Here is a 21,539-nt window from a genome sequence, read left to right as displayed (position 1 = left end):
CTGATTCTCAAAACACCGGGTTGTAGCGGCCGAGCTCGACCTGCACCGACTTGATCCGAGTGTAGTGCTCGAGCGTCGTGATGCCGTTCTCGCGTCCGACACCGGATTGCTTGTATCCGCCAACCGGCATTTCGGCCGGCGATTCGCCCCACGTGTTGATCCAGCAGATGCCGGCTTCGAGGCGATGGATCGTGCGGTGCGCGCGCGACAGGTTCTCGGTCACGACGCCGGCTGCCAGGCCGTAGTGCGTGTCGTTCGCGCGGGCGATCACTTCGTCCTCCGATTCGAATTCGAGGAGGCTCATCACCGGCCCGAAGATTTCCTCGCGGACGATCTTCATGTCGTCGCGGCAATCGCCGAACACGGTCGGCGCGACGTACTGGCCGCCGCCGAAATGGCCGTCGGTCAGGCGCGTGCCGCCCGCGAGCAGCTTCGCGCCTTCGGCCTTGCCGCTCTCGATGAAGCCGAGCACCTTGTCGAGCTGCGCGGCCGACACGAGCGGGCCGAAGTTGGTATCGGCATCGGTCGGCTTGCCCACGCGGATGCGCTTCACGCGTTCGAGCACCTTCTGCGTGAACGCGTCCTTGACCGAGCGGTGCACGAACACGCGCGTGCCGTTGGTGCAGACCTGGCCCGAGCTGAAGAAGTTGGCGGTCACGGCGATATCGGCCGCGCGGTCGAGATCCGCATCGTCGAACACGATCAGCGGCGACTTGCCGCCGAGTTCCATCGTCACTTCCTTCAGCGACGATGCGCCGGCCAGCGACATCACTTTCTTGCCCGTTTCGACGCCGCCCGTGAACGACACCTTCGCGATGTCCGGGTGGCCGGTGAGCAGCGCGCCGACCGAGCCGTCGCCCTGCACGACGTTGAACACGCCGGCCGGCACGCCGGCTTCCGTATAGATTTCCGCGAGCTTCAGCGCGGTGAGCGGCGTGACTTCGCTCGGCTTGAACACCATCGCGTTGCCGGCCGCGAGCGCGGGCGCCGTCTTCCAGCACGCGATCTGGATCGGGTAGTTCCATGCGCCGATGCCCGCGCACACGCCGAGCGGCTCGCGGCGCGTATAGACGAACGACTCGGCGCGCAGCGGCACCTGCAGCCCTTCGATGGCGGTGGCGAGGCCTGCGTAGTACTCGATCACGTCCGCGCCGGTGACGATGTCGACCGCGAGCGTCTCGGCGATCGGCTTGCCGGTGTCGCGCGTTTCCAGCGCCGCGAGCTCGTCGTTGCGCTCGCGCAGCAGGTCGACCGCGCGGCGCAGGATGCGCGAGCGCTGCATCGCGGTCATCGCCGCCCATTCGCGCTGGCCTTCGCGGGCGGACGCGACCGCACGGTCGACGTCGGCCGCGCTCGCCTGCTGCACCTGCGCGAGCAGTTCGCCGGTGGCGGGATCGAAGGTGTCGAAAGTCTTGCCGCTCGTGGCGTCGACGTAACCGCCGTCGATGTAGAGGCGCTGCAAACCGAATACGGACATGAGGATCTCCTTGAGGGCGACTGCGCGACGCGTCAGGCGGACGCGAGCAGCAGGTCGATGTAATCGTGGGCGAGCTTCAATGCAGCCCGGGTGTCGATCGGGCTGCCGGCGAGCGCGCCGCGCAGCCACAGGCCGTCGATCAGCGCGGCGAGGCCGCCGGCGGCTTCACGCGCCTTCGTGCGCGGCAGCGCCTTCGCGAATTCGGCGCACAGGTTCGAATGGAGGCGCCGCGTGTTGACGTGCTGCAGGCGCTTGAGCATCGGGTCGTGCATGCTCTGCGACCAGAACGCGAGCCACGTCTTCATCACGGGCGCGCTGACCTGCGTATCGTCGAAGTTCGCGGCGGCGATCGCACGCAGCCGCGAGCGCGGATCCTTGCGCGCCGCCGCGCGACGGCGCGTGGTGGCCTGCCACAGATCGCGCAGCACGTGCCGCATCGTCGCTTCGAGCAGGCCGTCCTTGTCGCCGAAGTAATGGCTGACGATGCCCGTCGAGATCTTCGCGCGCTGCGCGACCGACGCGAGCGTCGTGCCGGACAGCCCCGCCTCGTCGATCGAACGCAGCGTGGCGTCGATCAACTGCGCGCGGCGAATCTCCCGCATTCCGACTTTCGGCATCGCGACTCCCTTCGCCCGGACGGGCCGTCCATGGAAGTCGAGAGCTTAGCGGTTTTTTATTGATCGTTCAATCAACAAAAAATCGGGGTCGGAGGTTGGAGGCCAACATTCGACGCGTGACGACGGCACTTTTCAGCGTGTTGTGCAGGTGCGGAAAAATAATTGAAAGATGATTAAAAATGCTGGAGTTTGTTTGAAACGCATTTTGAAGCGGGCAATCAATCGGGTTAATCGTTGCAGGCTCCGAAGCGATTACCGAATGAAAGAGTATTGAGCAATGTGAGATTCGGTGAAGCGTTGAAATCGATCCGCGAAACTGCGTCACGATTCATTCATGAAAATTCGTTTGAATCGGGTGGTGTAACTTTCTCAAGTCATTGATTTTATGTGTATTTGTTGAAAAAAAACGGGGGCTCATCAGCGGCTGGCAAACGATTGCGGGCACCCTCGAACGGATTCCGCCTACCATAAAAAATACGGAAATTATCTGAATTTCCCCTGTTCCCTGACAGAGTAGAGGGCATCGTTGGGATGACTTGAGTGAGTAATATTGTCCGTATTAGTATGGCCCCGCACAACGAGGAATGAATCGGTGCCGCAGTTATTGCCGCGGTGCATTGGCCAAACCGCGCGATTCGGATTGCGCGCGAAAACCGGCGCAGTCATTGCGCACCTGCAGCATGCCGCGACGTCGATACGCCGCGCCCACCGGAGAACGACGATGCTGACCGAAAAACACGTGGTTTCGCTGCCGAATGGTCTGAAGGTCTACGTCGAACGAAACGTGTTCGACCCGTCGTTCGACACGGCGATGCTCGTCAACGGTGCGCTCGCGACGACCGCGTCGTTCGGGCAGACCGTCCAGTATCTCGGCGAGCGAATCAACACGATCTGCTTCGACCTGCCGTACGCGGGGCAGTCGCGCCAGCACAACCCGGGCTGCTTCATCCTGACGAAGGACGATGAGGCCGCGATCCTGCAGTACCTGGTCGAGCGCTTCGCGCCCGCGTACCTCGTCTCGGTGTCGTGGGGCGGCGTCGCGTCGCTGTTCGCGCTCGCGCGCGGCTGCCCGAGCGTGCGGCGCGCGGCGATCTGCTCGTTCTCGCCGTTCCTGAACGACGCGATGGTCGACTACGTGACGCGCGCCCGCGACCACATCGCGGCCGGCGAGAACCTGAAGGCCGCGCAACTCCTGAATGACACCGTCGGCCGCTACCTGCCGCGCATCATGAAGCTGTACAACTACCGGTATCTCACGCGCCTGCCGCGCGACGAGCAGGACCAGGTCGCGTTCCACGTCGACCAGATCCTGTCGCTGCAGCCCGAGCGCTATTTCAGCGAGTTCTCGAACATCGGCTGCGAGCTGCTGTTCCTGAACGGCGAGCGCGACGAATACACGACGCCCGCCGACGTGCGCCAGCTCGGCGCGCACGTGCCGCGCGCGCGCTTCGCGACGGTGCCGGACGCCGGGCATTTCCTCGACATCGAAGGCCGCGCGCAGCGCGAATGCACCCGTGCGGCGCTGCTCGACTTTTTCTGCGACGGGTCGCCGGCCGCGGCCGGCATTGCCTTCGCCGCCGCCGCGCAGGCGTGCGCGCCCGCGGCGCTGCCCATGCTGTCGTCGTGACGCCGCGTGCCGCGCGTCCGGCATGGCCCGCGCGCGCGGCGCATCCGAATTCCCATCCACACGAGGCAGGCCAGCCGTGAATATCGTTCAGACCATCGCCATCGTCGTTCCGTGGGCCGCGTGGCTCGCCTACTGGATCGCCACTTCGCAGGGCGTGAAGGCAACCGTGCGCAAGGAGGCGTCGCGCTCGCGCACGCTGCAGTCGATTCCGCTGATCGTCGGCGGCGCGCTGATCATCCTGCCCGATCCGTCGTGGCAGGCGCTCGTGCCCGACTGGCAGCGCTTCGGGCTGCAGACGCAGTGCGGGCTTGCGGTGCTGGTGGCCGGCCTGCTGTTCTCGGTGTGGGCGCGGTTGCATCTCGGCGCGAACTGGAGCGTGTCGGTCACGCTGAAGGACGACCATGAGCTCATCCGCACCGGGCCCTACGCGCTCGTGCGGCATCCGATCTACACCGGCTGCCTGATCGCGCTGGTCGGCGCCGCGCTGATCGGCGCCGAATGGCGCGGCGCGCTCGGCGTGCTGCTCGTGTTCGCGTCGCTCGCCTACAAGGTGCGCGTCGAGGAGAGCTGGCTGACCGGGCACTTCGGGCCGGCGTACACGCAGTACCGCCGCGAGGTCGCGGCGCTGATTCCCGGCTTCTACTGATTCCGCGAGGCGCGCGATGGCGAAGATGATCGTGACCGCGATCGGCTCGGCGGGCGACGTGCATCCGTTGCTCGGCGTCGCGCGCACGCTCGCGGCGCGCGGTCACGACGTCGTGTTCTGCACGCACGCGCCGTTCGAGGCGACCGTGCGCCGTGGCGGCTTCGCCTTCGTGCCGATCGGCACCGCGGCCGAATACGAGGCCGCGATGGCGAATCCCGCGCTGTGGGATCCGCGCACGTCGTTCCGCACGCTGTGGCAGGTGATCGCGCCGACGCTGCGGCCGCATTACGACGCGCTGCGCGCGCTGACCGACGGCGATACGGTGCTGGTCGGCACGCTGTGGGCGTTCTCCGCGCGCTTCATGCAGGAGCTGCACGGCACGCCGTACGTGTCGGTGCAGGTGTCGCCGTCGACGCTGCTGTCCGCCCATGCGCCGCCCACGCACCCGCGCCTGACGATTCCCGCACGCTGGCCGCTGCCCGTGAAGGCGGCGCTGATGACGCTGATCGAGCGGCAGGTGCTCGATCGCGCGTGCGGCCCCGCGCTCAACGCGGTGCGCCGCGATCTCGGGCTCGCTCCTGCGCGGCGCGTGCTCGGCCGCTGGCTGCATTCGACCGACGGCGTGCTGTGCCTGTTTCCCGGCTGGTTCGCGCCGCCGCAGCCGGACTGGCCGCGCAATCATCTGCAAAGCGGTTTTCCGTTGTTCAACGACATCGCGACGCCCGACGAAGATGCCGCGCTCGATGCGTTTCTCGCGGCGGGCGAGCCGCCGGTCGTGCTGACGGCCGGTTCGACGCACATCGATCACGCGGCGTATGCGCGCGCGGTGGCCGACGCGTTGCGCGCGACCGGCGCGCGCGGAATCCTGCTGACGCCGCACGACGCGGCGGCGCAGGACGACCGGTTGCTCGTGCGCCGCTTCCTGCCGATGCGCGCGCTGCTGCCGCGTTGCCGCGCGCTCGTGCATCACGGCGGGATCGGCACCGCGTCGCTCGCGTTCGAGGCCGGCGTCGTGCAGGTTGTCACGCCGTTCGCGCACGACCAGTTCGACAATGCGCAACGCGTCGCCGCGAGCGGCTGCGGGTTGCGCGTCGACGGCCCGGTGGACGGCGCGCGGCTCGGCGCGGCGCTCGCACGCGTGCTCGGCGAATCCGCATTCACGATGCACGCGGCACGCGTGCGCGCACTGCTCGCGGCCGAACGGGACGGTTGCGATACAGCCGCCGATTTCATCGAGCGCTTCGTGCCGGCGCGCGGTCAGGCGGCCGCGCGGCCCGCCGCCGCGGTGGCGGGCGCATGAGCACCGCGTCGCCGCTTCGCGACGGGCCCGCCGCGCCGTCCGCGTTCGACCCGCCGGCGCCCGCGCCGGCCGCGCAACCGGTGCGCGGCATCCGGCTCGCGCTGCTGACGTTCGCGCTGTCGCTCGCGACCTTCATCGAGGTGCTCGACTCGACCGTGACGAACGTCGCGGTGCCGGCGATCTCCGGCAGTCTCGGCGTATCGAACAGCCAGGGCACCTGGGTGATCAGCTCGTACTCGGTCGCGGCCGCGATCGCGGTGCCGCTGACGGGCTGGCTCGCGCGCCGCGTCGGCGAGTTGCGGCTGTTCGTCGGCGCGGTGCTGCTGTTCACGCTCACGTCGCTGCTGTGCGGGCTCGCGCGCGACCTGCACGTGCTGGTGATCTGCCGCGCGCTGCAGGGGCTGTTTTCGGGGCCGATGGTGCCGCTGTCGCAGACGATCCTGCTGCGCACGTTTCCGCCCGACAAGCGCACGATCGCGCTCGCGCTGTGGGCGATGACGGTGCTGCTCGCGCCGATCTTCGGGCCGGTGGTCGGCGGCTGGATCGTCGACAACTTCTCGTGGCCATGGATCTTCCTGATCAACCTGCCGATCGGGCTGTTCACGTTCGCGGTTTGCACCGCGATGCTGCGCCCCGATGCGCAACGCGGCGCCGCCGGCTCCATCGACGTGCCGGGCATCGTGCTGCTCGTGATCGGCGTCGGGTCGCTGCAGGCGATGCTCGACCTCGGCCACGATCGCGGCTGGTTCGATTCGCCGCTGATCGTCACGCTCGCGGTGGTCGCGGGGCTCTCGATCGTGTCGCTGCTGATCTGGGAGGCGGGCGAGGCGCACCCCGTCGTCGATCTCGGCCTGTTCCGGGACCGCACGTTCTCGTTCTGCGTGCTGATCATCTCGCTGGGGATGATGAGCTTCTCGGTGGTCGGCGTCGTGTTCCCGCTGTGGATGCAGGCCGTGATGGGCTACAACGCGTTTCACGCGGGGCTCGCGACCGCGTCGCTCGGCGTGCTCGCGCTGGTGTTCTCGATCCTCGTCGGGCTGCATGCGCACCGCTTCGATGCGCGCGTGCTCGCGACGTTCGGGTTCCTCGTGTTCGCGGCCGTGCTCGCGTGGGACGCGCATTTCACGCTGAAGATGACCTTCGCGCAGATTGCCGCGCCGGGGCTGATCCAGGGCATCGGGCTGCCGTGCTTCTTCATTCCGCTGACCGCCGCGACGCTGTCGCGGATTCCGGACGACCGGCTCGCCGCCGCGTCGAGCCTGTCGAACTTCCTGCGCACGCTGTCGGCCGCGTTCGGCACCGCGATGAGCGTGACGCTGTGGGAGAACCGCGCGACCTATCACTACGACGTCGTGTCGCAATCGGTCACGCATGCATCGGCGAACACGCAGCGCTTCGTGCACACGCTGAACGCAATGGGCGTGGACGGCGTGCGCGAGCTGACGACGCTGCACCAGGTCGTGATGCAGCAGGCCTACATGATGGCGACCAACGACATGTTCTGGATGGCGAGCATGACGTGTCTCGCGCTCGCGGCCATGATGTGGCTGACGCGGCCGAAGCGCGGCGCGGCGGCGTCGTTCGGGCATTGAGGAGAGGAACATGGCGACACTCGGCGCACTCGTGATCCTGTATTACCCGAGCGATGCACAGCTCGACGCACTGCGTGCGTGGCGGCACGCGAGCGACGCGCTGCTCGTCGTCGACAACACGCCGCAGCCCGACGCGCGCGCGAGCGGGCTGTGCGCGCGCGAAGGCATCGCGCTGCTGCATCACGGCAATCGCGGTGGAATCGCGGGCGCGTACAACGCGGGGCTCGCGGCGCTGTTTCGCGACCGCATCGACGCCGTCGCGCTGTTCGACCAGGATTCGACGGTGCCGGCCGCATATTTCCCGGCGATGCGCGATGTCTGCGCGCGGCTCGCCGGGCGTGCGTTCCTGGCCGGCCCGCGCATCTTCGACGAGAACGCGCGCAGCTTCCTGCCAGAGCTCTCGACCAACGGGATCGGGCTGCGCCGCCTGCGCATCGAGCCGGGCGCGCCGCTGCAGCGCTGCGCGTTCCTGATCTCGTCGGGCTGTGTCGTGTCGCGCGACGCGTTCGGCGTGCTCGGCCGCTTCGACGAGACGCTGTTCATCGATCACGTCGACACCGAATACAGCTTCCGCGCGTTGTCGCGCAACGTGCCGCTCTATGTCGTGCCGTCGCTGGTGCTGTCGCACCGGATCGGCGCGAAGCAGCGCCACGCGATCGGCCCTTTTGAAATGACGTCGATGAATCACTCGTGGCAACGGCGCTACTACAGCGCGCGCAACGCGGTGCAGCTCGGGATGCAGTACGGGCTGCGCTTTCCGGTGGCGATCGTGCCGAACCTGCTGACGCTGTGGCAGATCGTGCAGATCGCGCTCGTCGAACGGGACAAGCGCGCGAAGCTCGCCGGCATCCTGTTCGGTGTCGCGGACGGCCTGTTCGGCCGGCTCGGCCCGCTCGAGCGCACAAGGCCGCGTCTGGCCGCGCGCGCGCAGCGCATTCAGCAGGGGTGAGGGGCGCGATGCGGCGTGTGAAGAAAACGGCGGGGCCGGCGCGTGGCGGGAAGGGCGGTCCGATGATCGCCGTAGCGGCGGCGTTGCTGGCGCTGGGCGGATGCGTGCCGTCGGGTTTCCTGCCTTCGGCGGCGCTGCGCGCGCCGGCCGCCGATGCGCTCGCGCACACGGCCGGCCCCACGGCGAACGGCACCTGGCCCGCGCCCGACTGGGTGAAGCAGCTCCAGGATCCCCAGCTCGATACGCTGGTGGCCGAGGCGGCGCGGAACAACCCGGACCTGCAGGTCGCGCAGGCGCGGCTGCGGATCGCGCAGGCGCAGCTCCAGCAGTTCGATTCGCTGACGGGGCTGACGGGCACCGCCGGCGCGACGGTCAGCCGCGCGCGGATGCCGAAGCCGGGCGACGACGTCGCCAACGTGTCGGTCGGCGGCTATCGCGTGCCGGTCGAGATCTTCGGCGATCCGAACGTATCGCCGTCGTCGGTGTTCGTCGGGCTGAACTACCAGCTCGACCTGTGGGGCAAGAACCGCGCCGCGACGAAGAGCCTGATGTCGCTGCGCGAGGCGGCGCGGGTCGAAGCCGAGCAGGTGCGGCTCACGCTGGCGGTCGCGATCGTCACCGTGTATTGCCAGCTCGACCAGGCGTATGCGACGCAGGATCTGCTGCAGCAGAAGCTGACGGTCAGCCAGCGCGTGACGACCGTGCTGCGCGAGCGCACCGCGCGCGGGCTCGACAACGCGTACGACGCCAGCGACGCGTCGATCAGGCGCAGCAAGCTGCTCGCGCAGATCGCGCTGACCGACGAACAGATCAAGCTCGCGCAACTGCAGCTCGGCGTGCTGTCGGGCCGCGGCCCCGAGCGCGGGCTTGCGCTGCAGCGGCCGCGCGTCGGCGCGTTCGCGGGCGGCGGGCTGCCCGCGCGGCTGCCGGCCGGCCTGCTCGGCCGCCGGCCCGACATCGTCGCGGCGCGGCTGCGCGTCGAAGCCGCCTTCGCGAATGCTGACTCGACGCGTGCGCAGTTCTATCCGGACGTGAATCTCGTCGCGCTCGGCGGCGTGTTCGCATTGACGCCCGCGTCGTTGTTCTCGCGCGATGCACTCGCCGGTTCGGTCGGCCCGGCGATCTCGCTGCCGGTATTCGACCGGGGCCGGCTGAAGGCGAAGCTCGGCGCGGACGTCGCGCAGGCCGACGTGGCGATCGGGATGTACAACAAGACCGTCGACGACGCGCTCGGGCAGGTCGCGCAGCTCGTCACGTCGCTGCGGACGTCGCAGACGCTCGTCGCGCAGCAGCAAGAGGCGGTTGCCGCCGCGCAGAAGATCGTGGAGATCGCGACCGACCGTCACCGGCGCGGCGTGCTGATGCAGAAGGATGTGGACGTCGCGGATCTCACGCTGATCGACGAGCGTGCGCAGATGATCGCGTTGCTCGGCCGGCAGCGGACGCTGCGGGTCGGGCTGATCGGCGCGCTGGGCGGCGGGTTCGATGCGGGCGCGACGGTTGCGCAGGCGCCGGCCGCGCATCGGGCGCGCAGCGGGGCGGCCGCGCGTGGCGCGGCGACCGGCGCACCCGAACCGGCCGCGACGTTGGCCGCGCGTGAGCCGACGGCCGCGACCGCGAGCCGGCCGCCGGTGGAGCCGCCGGCCGTGGCTGCCGCGAGCGTCGGATCCGTGCGGCGCGACGCCACCGCAAGCGCGCCGGTTCCCGGCACGTCGCCTCGCGGCACCCCCGTTCTCGCCCGCACGGCGGCCGCGATTCCGGTGCCGAGCCAGTCGGTCATACCGCCGATTCCATTGTTCCAGCACGATCGTCTGATCGTTACGCAAAGCGACTGATGCACCACGACAACCTTCATACCGTTGCGCCGCCGGCCGCGCTGAACGACCCCGCACTCGACGCGCGCCGGGCGACCCGCCGCAAGCGCTTCACCGTGTTCCTCGCGGTCGTGCTGCTGGCCGCGCTCGCGTGGATCGCCTACTGGTTTCTGAGCGACCGCTACTACGAGGACACCGACGATGCGTACGTCGCGGGCAGCATCGTGCAGGTCGCCGCGCAGATCCCGGGCGCCGTGACCGACGTGGTGGTCGCCGATACGCAGGCCGTGCGCGCCGGGCAGACGCTCGTGAAGCTCGACGACACCGAGGCGTCCGTCGCGTTCGCGCAGGCGAAGGCGCAGCTCGCGCAGGCCGTGCGGCAGGTCGCGAACGCGAGGATATCGAACGCGATGTATGTCGCGGCCGTGAACGCGCGGCAAGCCGACCTGTCGCTGGCGCAGCGCGCGCTCGCCGCACGCTCGGGCGCATCGGTCGAGATCGTCGCGCCCGAGGAACTGGCCAGGGCGCGCGCGGCGGTCGTCGGCGCACAGGCGAATCTCGCGGCCGCGCAGGCGCAGCTCGACGCGGCGCGCGCGCTCGGCAGCAAGCTGCCCGTCGCCGAAAGCCCGGCCGTCGTGCAGGCCGCCGCGCAGTTCAGGCTCGCGTACCGGAACCTGAAGCGCACGACGATCGTTGCGCCGGTCGACGGCACGATTGGTCAGCGCTCGGTGCAGGCCGGCCAGCAGGTCGGGCCCGGCGTGCCGCTGATGTCGATCGTGCAGCTCGACCGGCTGTGGATCGAGGCGAATTTCAAGGAAGGGCAGATCCGCCACATGCGCATCGGGCAGCCGGTCGAGGTCGCATCGGATCTTTACGGCTCGCGCGTGACCTATCGCGGCCGCGTGCAGGGCTTCTCGGCCGGCACCGGCAGCGCGTTCTCGATGCTGCCGTCGCAGAATGCGGCTGGCAACTGGATCAAGGTCGTGCAGCGCGTGCCGGTGGTGATCGCGATCGATCCGCGCGATCTCGCCGCGCATCCGTTGCGCGTCGGGCTGTCGATGCGAGCGACGGTCGACACGCACGACCGCAACGGCCACGCGCTCGACAGCGAGGCGCCGACGCCGGCCGTCAGCACGCGCGTGCATGACGGGGTGGCGAGCGAAGCGGAAGCGGCGGCTGCCGCGGTCATTCGCGAGAATCAGGGCGGGTGACATCCACCGGAACGGGGGCAGGGCCGGCAAGTCCGGCGATGCGTGCCCGCCTTTCAGTCTGCCCGCCGCCGCCCACCCGACTTTCTCATTCCCGCCATCGATGTCGGCGCCGTTCAAGCGCGTGTCGCGTTTGAGACATCGGCGCCCCCGCCTCCCGGACTACTCTCGAACAGCACGTTGCGTGTGCGCCGCATGGGCCGGCGCACCGCCGCGCGATCCAACGAGACATGGAGACAATACGATGAGCAGCAATCGAGGTGTCGTCTATCTTGGGCCGGGCCAGGTCGAAGTCCAGAAAATCGATTATCCGAAGATGGTCGACCCGAGCGGCCGCGCGATCGGCCACGGCGTGATCCTGAAAGTGGTGAGCACGAACATCTGCGGGTCGGACCAGCACATGGTGCGCGGCCGCACGACCGCGCCGGTCGGCCTCGTGCTCGGTCACGAGATCACCGGCGAAGTGGTCGAGATCGGCCGCGACGTCGAGACGCTGAAGCTCGGCGATCTCGTGTCGGTGCCGTTCAACGTCGCGTGCGGTCGCTGCGCGATGTGCAAGGACACGCATACCGGCGTGTGCCTGAACGTGAACCCGGCACGCGCGGGCGGCGCATACGGTTACGTCGACATGGGCGGCTGGATCGGCGGTCAGGCCGAGTACGTGCTCGTGCCGTATGCGGATTTCAACCTGCTGAAATTCCCGGACCGCGACCAGGCCATGGCGAAGATCCGCGACCTGACCTGCCTGTCCGACATCCTGCCGACCGGCTATCACGGTGCGGTGAGCGCGGGCGTGAAGCCGGGCTCGACGGTCTATATCGCGGGCGCGGGCCCGGTCGGGATGGCGGCGGCCGCGTCGGCGCGCCTGCTCGGCGCGGCCGTGACGATCGTCGGCGACATGAACGCCGAACGCCTCGCGCATGCGAAGGCGATGGGCTTCGAGACGGTCGACCTGTCGAAGGATGCGTCGCTCGGCGAACAGATCGAGCAGATCCTCGGCGTGCCCGAGATCGACTGCGCGGTCGACTGCGTCGGCTTCGAGGCGCACGGCCACGGTTCGTCGGGCCACGCGGAGGAGGCGCCCGCCACGGTGCTGAACTCGCTGATGGAAATCACGCGGCCGGCCGGCGCGATCGGCATCCCGGGCCTGTACGTGACGGACGATCCGGGCGCGAAGGACAAGGCCGCGCAGCACGGCAGCCTGAGCATCCGCTTCGGCCTCGGCTGGGCGAAGTCGCATTCGTTCTTCACGGGCCAGACGCCGGTGCTGAAGTACAACCGCAACCTGATGCAGGCGATCCTGTTCGACCGGCTGCCGATCGCGAAGATCGTCAACGTCGAGGTGATCTCGCTCGACCAGGCGCCCGAGGGCTACAAGAAGTTCGACGGCGGCGCGCCGCGCAAGTTCGTCATCGACCCGCACGGGTTGCTGGCAGCGTGATGCGCTAGCGTTCGATACGCAAGATGCAGGACGGGCGGCGCCGGAAACGGGCCGCCCGTTTTCGTTGCTGCGCCGGATCAACTCGTCGCTTGCCGCGAACGCATCGGCGAATGCGGATCAGGACAAGCAGCGAACGACTTCCACCGGAATCCAGCCGTCAGAGCCGGACGAACGGAATGAACGCGCCGAAGAGTCGGGCATGCACGCCGGCGACGGCAGCACGGCACGCGATCGCTACGTGCCGCGCGACGAAGTCCGGTCTGGAAAAATGAATCGCCCAGGGCGGGTGCCTGCGAGAAAGTCTCGGCAATCCATCGCCCACGCAAAAAAAGCGACCCGGCAGGTCGCTTTCTCACGAGAGCACGAATTGCGCTTCACGCATGGATCGCCAGTGCTGGATACGACGGGCTGCTGCTCGCCGCGCCCTGCGCCAGCGGCGCGACCTGCTTGCGGCGTTCGCGGGTCGGCGCGACGCCGAACGCGTCGCGATAGCTCTTGCTGAAGTGGCACGCCGACTGGAAGCCGCACGCCATCGTGATGTGCATGATCGACATGTCGGTCTGCAGCAGCAGTTCGCGCGCGCGGCGCAGCCGCAGCGTCAGGTAGTAGTGCGTCGGCGTCATCCCCAGATGCTCGCGGAACAGGCGCTGCAGTTGCCGCTGCGACATGTTCGCGAGCCGTGCGAGTTCCTCGCGCGACAGCGGCTCCTCGATGTTGTTCTCCATCAGCGAGATCACTTCGAACAGCGACTTGTTCGCCGAGCCGAGGCGCGCGACCAGCGGCATGCGTTGCTGCGCGCTCGTGTCGCGCACGTGTTCGACGATGAACTGCTCGGCGATCTGCGTGACGCGCGCGGTGCCCACCCGCGCGGCGATCAGGTTCAGCATCATGTCGAGCGGTGCGACGCCCCCCGTGCACGTGATGCGGTCGCGGTCGATCACGAACAGTTCCTTCAGGAAGCGCGTGTCGGGAAACTCCTCCTTCAGCGCCGACATGTTTTCCCAGTGGATCGCGCACGCGTAGCCCGCGAGCAGCCCCGATTTCGCGAGTGCATAGGTGCCCGTGCACAGGCTGCCGAGCGGGATGCCCGCACGCGCGAAGCGACGCAGCGTCGACAGGTGGGCCGGCGTGGTCGCGCGCTGCACGTCGACGCCGCCGCACACGAACACGATGTCCGGCTGCCCCACGCATTCCGCCGGGCCCGTGTCGACCGTCAGGCCGTTGCTCGCCGTGACCGGTCCGCCCTCCGGGCTGATGATCGACCAGCGGTAGAGCGGCTGGCCGCTCAGGTAGTTCGCCATCCGAAGCACCTCGATCGCATTGGTGAACGCGATCATCGTGAAATTCGGCAACGGCATGAACGCGAAGTGGGACAGCGACGCTGTGCGGTCGGGCGACATGGGGAGCGTTCCTAGAATCTCTAATAGCTTTACGCCCGGGAGGCACGGATCGGGCAGCGGTATTGTGTGAGCCAGCGCAACAAGCGTGCCATACGGCTAAACCCTAGCTCCATACGTTGTCTGGCCGAAAGCCGCATGCTGCGCTGCACCGTATTCGTGACGCGCTGCACCCCGAGCGGGCGGCAGCCGCACCGCCGGCGTGCCTGTTCACGGATGAACCGGCGGCGGCGGGGTGCCCGGTCGTCCGGAAAAGCACGACCGGTCACTTGTATAAAACGGACGCGCATGGCGGAAAAGGCAAAGAACGCGTCTAAATTCATCAATCCGCCGAAAATCCGAACGACAAGAATAGAGCCGTCGGCAGCCTTGCACGGGACGTACGGAAACCCCAGGCAGGGCGGGCCTCGAGCTTCGGTTGCAGCCCTTTATTCTTCGTCACGGACGCCCTATGTCGAACACCCAGCCTTTCTTCTCGCAGCCCCTTGCCGAGCGTGACGCGCCGGTACGCAGCGCCATCCTGAAGGAACTCGAGCGTCAGCAGTCGCAGGTCGAGCTGATCGCGTCGGAAAACATCGTGTCGCGCGCCGTGCTCGAGGCGCAGGGCTCGGTGCTGACCAACAAGTATGCGGAAGGCTATCCCGGCAAGCGCTACTACGGCGGCTGCGAATTCGCCGACGAAGTCGAGGCGCTCGCGATCGACCGCGTAAAGCAGATCTTCAACGCCGGCTACGCGAACGTGCAGCCGCACTCGGGCGCGCAGGCGAACGGCGCGGTGATGCTCGCGCTGGCGAAGCCGGGCGACACGGTGCTCGGCATGTCGCTCGATGCGGGCGGCCACCTGACGCACGGCGCGAAGCCGGCGCTGTCGGGCAAGTGGTTCAACGCGGTCCAGTACGGCGTGAACCGCGACACGCTGCTGATCGACTACGACCAGGTCGAGGAACTCGCGCACCAGCACAAGCCGAACCTGATCATCGCCGGCTTCTCGGCATACCCGCGCGCGCTCGATTTCGCGCGCTTCCGCAAGATTGCCGACAGCGTCGGCGCGAAGCTGATGGTCGACATGGCGCACATCGCCGGCGTGATCGCCGCGGGCCGCCACGCGAACCCGGTCGACCATGCGCACGTCGTCACGTCGACCACCCACAAGACGCTGCGCGGCCCGCGCGGCGGCTTCGTGCTGACCAACGACGAGGAGATCGCGAAGAAGATCAACTCGGCCGTGTTCCCCGGCTTGCAGGGCGGCCCGCTGATGCACGTGATCGCCGGCAAGGCCGTCGCGTTCGGCGAGGTGCTGCATGCGGACTTCAAGACCTACATCGACAACGTGCTCGCGAACGCGCAGGCGCTCGGCGAAGTGCTGAAGGCCGGCGGCGTCGATCTCGTCACGGGCGGCACCGACAACCACCTGCTGCTGGTCGACCTGCGCCCGAAGGGCCTGAAGGGCGCGCCGGTCGAGCAGGCGCTGGAGCGCGCGGGCATCACCTGCAACAAGAACGGCATTCCGTTCGACACCGAGAAGCCGACCGTCACGTCCGGCATCCGCCTCGGTACGCCGGCCGGCACGACGCGCGGCTTCGGCGTGGCGGAATTCCGCGAAGTGGGCCGCCTGATCCTGGAAGTGTTCGACGCGCTGCGCGCGAACCCGGAAGGCGACCACGCGACGGAGCAGCGCGTGCGCCGGGAAATCTTCGCGTTGTGCGAACGCTTCCCGATCTATTGATCCGACCGACCCGACAATACTGGAGCACCCCATGAGCACGCTGCATCAAGACAGCATCATCATCGACGGCCTGAACATCTCGAAGTTCGAGAAACCCGTGTTCGAGGACATGCGACTCGGCGGCATCACGGCCGCGAACTGCACGGTGTCGGTGTGGGAGAACTTCACCAAGACCGTCGACAACATCGGCGTGATGAAGAAGAAGATCCGCGACAACGGCGAGCTGCTGACGCTGGTACGCACGACGGAAGACATCTTCCGCGCGAAGAAGGAAGGCAGGACCGGGATCATCCTCGGCTTCCAGAACGCGCACGCGTTCGAGGACAACCTCGGCTACATCGAAGCGTTCGCCGACATGGGCGTGCGCGTCGTGCAGCTCTGCTACAACACGCAGAACCTGGTCGGCACCGGCTGCTACGAACGCGACGGCGGGCTGTCGGACTTCGGCCGCGAAGTGATCACCGAGATGAACCGCGTCGGCATCATGGTCGACCTGTCGCACGTGGGCGGCAATACGTCGTCGGAAGCGATCGCGTTCTCGAAGAAGCCGGTGTGCTATTCGCACTGCCTGCCGTCGGGCCTGAAGGAGCACCCGCGCAACAAGAGCGACGAACAGCTGAAGGAGATCGCCGATGCGGGCGGCTTCGTCGGCGTGACGATGTTCGCGCCGTTCCTGAAGCGTGGGATCGAGGCGAATATCGACGACTACATCGAGGCGATCGACTACGTCGTGAACCTGATCGGCGAGGACGCGGTCGGCATCGGCACCGACTTCACGCAGGATTTCGCGAAGGAATTCTTCGACATGCTGACGCACGACAAGGGCCGCTATCGCCAACTGACGAACTTCGGCAAGGTGATCAACCCGGACGGCATCCGCACGATCGGCGAATTCCCGAACCTGACCGCCGCGATGGAGCGCCACGGCTGGAAGGAGTCGCGCATCCGCAAAATCATGGGCGAGAACTGGGTGCGCGTGTTCAAGGACGTGTGGGGCGCGTAAGCGTCGCATCCGCCAACCGCTTCACCGCCAGCGATTCGACACAAGAAAAATCGGACGTGCCCGCGCCAGCCGCGCGGGCGCGCGGACGATGTCGCGCCTGCGCCCGAGCCGCGCGGCCAATTTCCTCACGGAGTCACCACGATGCAACCGCAACTGCCGATCAACGTCGATCCCGATACCGGCGTCTGGACCACCGACGCGCTGCCGATGCTGTACGTGCCGCGCCACTTCTTCACGAACAACCACGTCGCCGTCGAGGAGGCGCTCGGCGTCGACGCGTATGCCGACATTCTCTACAAGGCCGGCTACAAGTCCGCGTACCACTGGTGCGACAAGGAAGCGAAGTTGCACGGCCTGACCGGCATGGCCGTGTTCGAGCACTACCTGAAGCGCCTGTCGCAGCGCGGCTGGGGCCTGTTCTCGATCATCGAGGCCGATCCGGCCGGTGCGCGCGCGAAGATCGAGCTGCGCCACTCGTCGTTCGTGCTGCAGCAGCCGGGCAAGGAAGGCAAGCTCTGCTACATGTTCGCCGGCTGGTTCGCGGGCGCGATGGACTGGGTCAACGACACGACGCCGGAAGGCAAGGGCGCGCCGCGCGCGCAATCGAGGGAAGTGCAGTGCGCGGCCGAGCATCACGACCACTGCGTCTTCGAAGTGTCGCCGATCGCCCACTGACGCACCGATACGCCGACACGACACACACCCGCAACACGAGACATTCGAACGCCAGAGGTCGCCAGCGATGCGTTATCCCCACCTGTTCAAACCCATGCAGCTGAACCAGCTGACGCTGCGCAACCGGATCGTCAGCACCGCGCACGCGGAGGTGTATGCCGAGCCGGGCGGCCTGCCGGGCGACCGTTACATCCGCTACTACGAAGAGAAGGCGAAAGGCGGCGTCGGCCTGGCGATCTGCGGCGGCTCGAGCCCGGTGTCGATCGACAGCCCGCAAGGCTGGTGGAAATCGGTGAACCTGTCGACCGACAAGATCATCGATCCGCTCACGCGCCTGGCCGACACGATGCACCGGCACGGCGCGAAGATCATGATCCAGGCGACGCACATGGGCCGCCGCTCGTCGTTCCACGGCGAGCACTGGCCGCACCTGATGTCGCCGTCGGGCGTGCGCGAACCGGTGCACCGCGGCAATGCGAAGATCATCGAGATCGAGGAGATCCGCCGCATCATCGGCGATTTCGCGGCGGCCGCGAAGCGCGTGAAGGCGGCCGGCATGGACGGCATCGAAATCTCGGCCGCCCACCAGCACCTGATCGACCAGTTCTGGAGCAAGCGCTCGAACCACCGGACCGACGAATGGGGCGGCAGCCTGCAGAACCGCCTGCGCTTCGGCATCGAGGTGCTGACGGCCGTGCGCGAGGCGGTCGGCGCGGATTTCTGCGTCGGCCTGCGCATGTGCGGCGACGAATTCCACGAGGACGGCCTCGATCACGACGCGCTGAAGGAAATCGCGCAGGCGATGTCGGAGACGGGCCTGATCGACTACCTGAGCGTGGTCGGTTCGGGCGGCGATACGCACAACACGATCGCCAACTGCATGCCGCCGATGGCGCTGCCGCCGGAGCCGTTCGTGCACCTCGCGGCCGGCATCAAGTCGGTCGTCAAGATTCCGGTGATGCACGCGCAGAGCATCCGCGACGCGGGCCAGGCCGAGCGCCTGCTCGCCAACGGGATGATCGACCTGGTCGGCATGACGCGCGCGCAGATCGCCGATCCGCACATGGTGATCAAGATCCGCGACGGCCGCGAGGACGAGATCAAGCAGTGCGTCGGCGCGAACTACTGTATCGACCGCCAGTACAACGGCCTCGACGTGCTGTGCATCCAGAACGCCGCGACGTCGCGCGAAGCGACGATGCCGCACATCATCGAGAAGTCGCGCGGCCCGAAGCGCAAGGTCGTGGTGGTCGGCGCGGGCCCGGCGGGCCTCGAGGCGGCGCGCGTCGCGAAGCTGCGCGGCCACGACGTCGTGCTGTTCGAGAAGAACGCGGAAGTGGGCGGGCAGGTGATGATCGCCGCGAAGGCGCCGCAGCGCGAACAGATGTCGGGGATCATCCGCTGGTTCGACATGGAGACGAAGCGCCTGGGCGTCGACCGGCGCCTCGGCGTCGCCGCCGACGAGAAGATGATCATGGCCGAGAAGCCGGACATCGTCGTGCTTGCAACGGGCGGGTCGAGCTTCACGTGGCAGGTGCCGGGCTGGGGCGTGGCCGAGGGCCTGGCCGTCAGCTCGTGGGACATCCTGACCGGCAAGGTCGAGCCGAAGCAGAACGTGCTGCTGTTCGACGGCGTGAGCACCCATGCCGGCGCGGGCGTGGCCGATTTCATGGCGAGCCGCGGCTCGAAGGTCGAGGTCGTCACGCCGGACGTGAAGGTGGCCGACGATTGCGGCGGCACGACGTTCCCGATCTTCTATCGCCGCCTGTACGCGTTCGGCGTGATCCCGACGCCGAACACGATGCTCGATCGCGTCTATGAAGAGGACGGCAAGAAGATCGCCGTGCTGCGCAACGAATACACGGAAGAACTGGAGGAGCGCGCCGTCGACCAGGTGGTGATCGAGAACGGTTCGTCGCCGAACGACGCGCTGTACTGGAAGCTCAAGCCGGAATCGCTGAACCGCGGCCAGATCGATCCGCATACGCTGTTCGCGGCCGAGCCGCAGCCGTGCCTGTCCGAGGAGCTCGGCAACGGCCGCTTCCTGCTGTTCCGTGTCGGCGACTGCATCTCGATGCACAACGTCCACGGGGCGATCTACGATTCGCTGCGTCTCGTCAAGGACTTCTGAACGATGAATCCGTCCCTCCTCATTACCGCGTTGTTGTGGCTGTCGGTGGCGGGGCTCGCGTTTGCGGTCGCGAAGCGCTCGTCGTACTGGCGGCTCGGCCGGGCCACCGCGCCCGGCGCGTTCGGCGTCGCGAACCTGTTCGCGATTCCGAAGCGTTACTTCGTCGACCTGCACCACGTGGTCGCCCGCGATCCTTACATCGCGAAGACGCACGTCGCAACGGCCGGCGGCGCGATCGGCGCGCTCGCGCTGGTGTTCGTCAACTACGGCCTCGCGATCTACTCGCCGTGGCTCGACAAGCTGATCTTCCTCGCGGCGCTCGCGATGCTGGTCGGCGCGGTGTTCGTGTGGCGCCGGCGCGCGGCGAAGGACGTGCCGGCCCGCCTGTCGCGCGGCCCGTGGAATACGCTGCCCTGGCTGCTCGGTTCGTTCGCGCTCGGTCTCGTGCTGTTCATGCTGGTGCCGGCCGGCGCGATGTCGGGCGCGTTCGCGGTGCTCTGCGCGCTGCTGATCGGCGTCGGCGCGTTCACGATGACGGTCGGCGCCGCGAAGGGCGGGCCGATGAAGCACGCGATCGCCGGCCTGCTGCACCTTGCGTTCCACCCGCGCCAGGAACGTTTCGCGGCCACGCGCGACGCGTTCACCGGCAACGGCACGGCCACGCCGCCGACCGCGCTGAAGCTGCCGGACATCGAGCACCAGGAATACGGCGTCGCGAAGCCGGTCGAATTCCGCTGGAACCAGTTGCTGAGCTTCGACGCGTGCGTGCAGTGCGGCAAGTGCGAAGCCGCGTGCCCCGCGTTCGCGTCGGGCCAGCCGCTGAACCCGAAGAAGCTGATCCAGGATCTCGTCGTCGGGATGGCCGGCGGCACCGATGCGGCGTACGCGGGCAGCCCGACGCCGGGCCTCGCGGTCGGCCGCCACGGCGGCGAGCCGAACGGCCCGATCGTGTCGGGTCTCATCGAGGAACAGACGCTGTGGTCGTGCACGACCTGCCGCGCGTGCGTGCAGGAATGCCCGATGCTGATCGAGCACGTCGACGCGATCGTCGACATGCGCCGCAACCGCACGCTCGTGCACGGCACGGTGCCGGGCAAGGGCCAGGAAGTGCTCGCGAACCTGCGCGAGACGGGCACGATGGGCGGCTACGACACGGCCGCGCGCTACGACTGGTCGGTCGACCTGAGCGCCCCCATCGCGCAGCCCGGCAAGCCGGTCGACGTGCTGTTCGTGGCGGGCGAAGGCGCGTTCGACATGCGCTACCAGCGCACGCTGCGCGCATTCGTCAAGGTGCTGAACAAGGCGGGCGTCGACTACGCGGTGCTCGGCTCGACCGAAACCGATACGGGCGACGTCGCGCGCCGGCTCGGCGACGAGGCGACGTTCCAGCAGATGGCGAGGCGCCTGATCGGCACGCTCGACACGCTGTCGTACCGGCAGATCGTGACGGCCGACCCGCACGTGATGCACAGCCTGCGCAACGAATACCGCGCACTCGGGCTGCGGGTGACGGTCAAGCACCACACGACCTATCTCGCCGAGCTGGCCGACAGCGGCAAGATCGCACCGAAGGCCGTCGAGACGCTGCGGGAGAAGCGCACCACGTATCACGACCCGTGCTATCTCGGCCGCTACAACGGCGAGACGGAAGCGCCGCGCAAGCTGCTGAAGACGATCGGCATCCAGGTGGTCGAGATGGAGCGCAACGGCATGCGCGGCCGCTGCTGCGGCGGTGGCGGCGGTGCGCCGCTGACCGACATTCCCGGCAAGCAGCGCATTCCCGACATCCGCATCGCCGACGCGCGCACGATCGGCGCCGACGTGGTCGCGGTGGCCTGTCCGAACTGCACGGCGATGCTCGAAGGCGTCGTGGGCCCGCGCCCCGACGTGCTCGACGTGGCCGAACTCGTTGCCGCCTCGCTGGAGTGAAGTGAAT

At 68.0% G+C, this 21,539-nt stretch carries 16 protein-coding genes; 13 read left to right on the top strand and 3 right to left on the bottom strand.

Translation table 11 applies throughout. The annotated features are described in order from the left end of the window. Nucleotides 1-7: 7 nt before the first annotated feature. Entirely contained in the window at nt 8-1,477 is a 1,470-nt protein-coding gene (betB, locus tag GQ57_RS14200) for a betaine-aldehyde dehydrogenase (protein ID WP_034198181.1), read from the bottom strand. Nucleotides 1,478-1,509: 32 nt separating this feature from the next. Beyond that, entirely contained in the window at nt 1,510-2,094 is a 585-nt protein-coding gene (gene betI / locus GQ57_RS14195; protein WP_031399893.1) for a transcriptional regulator BetI, read from the bottom strand. Nucleotides 2,095-2,815: 721 nt separating this feature from the next. Between betI and GQ57_RS14190 the strand changes: the two genes are divergently transcribed. The 8 genes from GQ57_RS14190 to fdhA all read left to right on the top strand — a co-directional run bounded on the left by GQ57_RS14190 (nt 2,816) and on the right by fdhA (nt 12,671). Beyond that, on the top strand, nt 2,816-3,721 hold the full coding sequence (locus GQ57_RS14190; RefSeq protein WP_031399892.1) for an alpha/beta fold hydrolase: 906 nt from the start codon (nt 2,816-2,818) through the stop codon (nt 3,719-3,721). 76 nt (nt 3,722-3,797) lie between these two features. Then, entirely contained in the window at nt 3,798-4,367 is a 570-nt protein-coding gene (locus GQ57_RS14185) for a methyltransferase family protein (protein ID WP_034198180.1), read from the top strand. A 16-nt stretch (nt 4,368-4,383) separates the two neighbouring features. Next, entirely contained in the window at nt 4,384-5,667 is a 1,284-nt protein-coding gene (locus GQ57_RS14180; RefSeq protein ID WP_034198179.1) for a glycosyltransferase, read from the top strand. Next, entirely contained in the window at nt 5,664-7,259 is a 1,596-nt protein-coding gene (locus GQ57_RS14175) for a DHA2 family efflux MFS transporter permease subunit (RefSeq protein WP_034198178.1), read from the top strand. The genes GQ57_RS14180 and GQ57_RS14175 overlap by 4 nt, the downstream gene beginning before the upstream one ends. A 10-nt stretch (nt 7,260-7,269) precedes the next feature. Continuing rightward, a complete protein-coding gene (locus GQ57_RS14170) occupies nt 7,270-8,208 on the top strand; it encodes a glycosyltransferase family 2 protein (RefSeq protein ID WP_034198177.1) in 939 nt (312 codons plus the stop codon). Nucleotides 8,209-8,216: 8 nt separating this feature from the next. After that, nucleotides 8,217-10,043, top strand: a complete 1,827-nt coding sequence (locus tag GQ57_RS14165; protein ID WP_034198176.1) for an efflux transporter outer membrane subunit — start codon at nt 8,217-8,219, stop codon at nt 10,041-10,043. After that, entirely contained in the window at nt 10,043-11,233 is a 1,191-nt protein-coding gene (locus GQ57_RS14160; protein WP_034198175.1) for an HlyD family secretion protein, read from the top strand. The genes GQ57_RS14165 and GQ57_RS14160 overlap by 1 nt, the downstream gene beginning before the upstream one ends. Before the next feature lie 241 nt (nt 11,234-11,474). After that, nucleotides 11,475-12,671 (top strand): formaldehyde dehydrogenase, glutathione-independent, encoded by a 1,197-nt coding sequence (gene fdhA, locus GQ57_RS14155; protein ID WP_034198174.1) that lies wholly within the window; start codon nt 11,475-11,477, stop codon nt 12,669-12,671. Nucleotides 12,672-13,045: 374 nt separating this feature from the next. On the opposite strand, the gene GQ57_RS14150 is transcribed toward fdhA, so the two are convergent. Next, nucleotides 13,046-14,071 carry a GlxA family transcriptional regulator gene (locus GQ57_RS14150; RefSeq protein WP_031399884.1) on the bottom strand — a complete coding sequence of 342 codons (1,026 nt, stop codon included), beginning with the start codon at nt 14,069-14,071 and terminating at the stop codon, nt 13,046-13,048. 448 nt (nt 14,072-14,519) lie between these two features. Between GQ57_RS14150 and GQ57_RS14145 the strand changes: the two genes are divergently transcribed. The 5 genes from GQ57_RS14145 (at nt 14,520) to GQ57_RS14125 (ending at nt 21,532) form a co-directional block, all read left to right on the top strand. After that, a complete protein-coding gene (locus GQ57_RS14145) occupies nt 14,520-15,794 on the top strand; it encodes a serine hydroxymethyltransferase (protein ID WP_031399883.1) in 1,275 nt (424 codons plus the stop codon). A 31-nt stretch (nt 15,795-15,825) separates the two neighbouring features. Further along, the gene (locus GQ57_RS14140; RefSeq protein WP_031399882.1) at nt 15,826-16,797 is read left to right on the top strand and encodes a dipeptidase; all 972 of its coding nucleotides are present in this window, start codon (nt 15,826-15,828) and stop codon (nt 16,795-16,797) included. Between the two features lie 141 nt (nt 16,798-16,938). Then, nucleotides 16,939-17,472 carry a DUF5943 domain-containing protein gene (locus GQ57_RS14135; protein ID WP_031399881.1) on the top strand — a complete coding sequence of 178 codons (534 nt, stop codon included), beginning with the start codon at nt 16,939-16,941 and terminating at the stop codon, nt 17,470-17,472. A gap of 67 nt (nt 17,473-17,539) precedes the next feature. Beyond that, the gene (locus GQ57_RS14130) at nt 17,540-19,603 is read left to right on the top strand and encodes an NADH:flavin oxidoreductase (RefSeq protein WP_031399880.1); all 2,064 of its coding nucleotides are present in this window, start codon (nt 17,540-17,542) and stop codon (nt 19,601-19,603) included. 3 nt (nt 19,604-19,606) lie between these two features. After that, entirely contained in the window at nt 19,607-21,532 is a 1,926-nt protein-coding gene (locus tag GQ57_RS14125) for a (Fe-S)-binding protein (protein WP_034198173.1), read from the top strand. Nucleotides 21,533-21,539 lie beyond the last annotated feature (7 nt).

Origin of the sequence: Burkholderia sp. MSh2 (genome assembly GCF_000731655.1) — a bacterium.
Taxonomy (GTDB): domain Bacteria; phylum Pseudomonadota; class Gammaproteobacteria; order Burkholderiales; family Burkholderiaceae; genus Burkholderia; species Burkholderia paludis.
Note: the sequence above shows the minus strand (reverse complement) of the source record. Positions and strands in the feature narration are given on the sequence as shown.

Bases quoted from the DNA above. Each gene is read 5' to 3' on its own strand.
- betB (WP_034198181.1), bottom strand. From the start codon at position 1,477: ATGTCCGTATTCGGTTTGCAGCGCCTCTACATCGACGGCGGTTACGTC.
- betI (WP_031399893.1), bottom strand. From the start codon at position 2,094: ATGCCGAAAGTCGGAATGCGGGAGATTCGCCGCGCGCAGTTGATCGAC.
- GQ57_RS14190 (WP_031399892.1), top strand. From the start codon at position 2,816: ATGCTGACCGAAAAACACGTGGTTTCGCTGCCGAATGGTCTGAAGGTC.
- GQ57_RS14180 (WP_034198179.1), top strand. From the start codon at position 4,384: ATGGCGAAGATGATCGTGACCGCGATCGGCTCGGCGGGCGACGTGCAT.
- GQ57_RS14175 (WP_034198178.1), top strand. From the start codon at position 5,664: ATGAGCACCGCGTCGCCGCTTCGCGACGGGCCCGCCGCGCCGTCCGCG.
- GQ57_RS14170 (WP_034198177.1), top strand. From the start codon at position 7,270: ATGGCGACACTCGGCGCACTCGTGATCCTGTATTACCCGAGCGATGCA.
- GQ57_RS14165 (WP_034198176.1), top strand. From the start codon at position 8,217: ATGCGGCGTGTGAAGAAAACGGCGGGGCCGGCGCGTGGCGGGAAGGGC.
- GQ57_RS14160 (WP_034198175.1), top strand. From the start codon at position 10,043: ATGCACCACGACAACCTTCATACCGTTGCGCCGCCGGCCGCGCTGAAC.
- fdhA (WP_034198174.1), top strand. From the start codon at position 11,475: ATGAGCAGCAATCGAGGTGTCGTCTATCTTGGGCCGGGCCAGGTCGAA.
- GQ57_RS14150 (WP_031399884.1), bottom strand. From the start codon at position 14,071: ATGTCGCCCGACCGCACAGCGTCGCTGTCCCACTTCGCGTTCATGCCG.
- GQ57_RS14145 (WP_031399883.1), top strand. From the start codon at position 14,520: ATGTCGAACACCCAGCCTTTCTTCTCGCAGCCCCTTGCCGAGCGTGAC.
- GQ57_RS14140 (WP_031399882.1), top strand. From the start codon at position 15,826: ATGAGCACGCTGCATCAAGACAGCATCATCATCGACGGCCTGAACATC.
- GQ57_RS14135 (WP_031399881.1), top strand. From the start codon at position 16,939: ATGCAACCGCAACTGCCGATCAACGTCGATCCCGATACCGGCGTCTGG.
- GQ57_RS14130 (WP_031399880.1), top strand. From the start codon at position 17,540: ATGCGTTATCCCCACCTGTTCAAACCCATGCAGCTGAACCAGCTGACG.
- GQ57_RS14125 (WP_034198173.1), top strand. From the start codon at position 19,607: ATGAATCCGTCCCTCCTCATTACCGCGTTGTTGTGGCTGTCGGTGGCG.